Source organism: Pseudoalteromonas phenolica, from assembly GCF_005876835.1.
Classification (GTDB): domain Bacteria; phylum Pseudomonadota; class Gammaproteobacteria; order Enterobacterales; family Alteromonadaceae; genus Pseudoalteromonas; species Pseudoalteromonas phenolica_B.
The window spans coordinates 1-243 of the sequence record NZ_PPSW01000096.1 but is presented as its reverse complement, the minus strand read 5'-3'; the positions used below and the strand labels follow the sequence as shown (position 1 = coordinate 243).

Annotated in this window: 1 protein-coding gene; it reads left to right on the top strand. The window is 44.9% G+C overall.

Annotation, left to right across the window (positions count from 1 at the left end; all coding sequences use genetic code 11):
* Nucleotides 1-243 (top strand): hypothetical protein (locus C1E24_RS21045; RefSeq protein WP_206078150.1); only part of this gene is annotated, 243 nt, incomplete at both ends.

The following is a 243-nucleotide window of genomic DNA, read 5'->3' as shown; positions in this document are numbered from 1 at the left end:
CGCGAACCCAGGAGCAGCAGCAAATACAACAGATAATAGTGCAATTTGTGAGGACGATACTAAAGCCTTAGTAGGAAGTCCAGCAGGAGGAACATGGAGTATTGTCTCTGGAGGTGGAAGTATCTCAGGAACAACGTATACCCCAGCAGATGTAGCGAGTGATACCAATGTAACGGTACGTTATACAATAGCAGCCAATGGAAGTTGTGCCGCTACAACAGCAGATGTTACTTTTACAGTAAA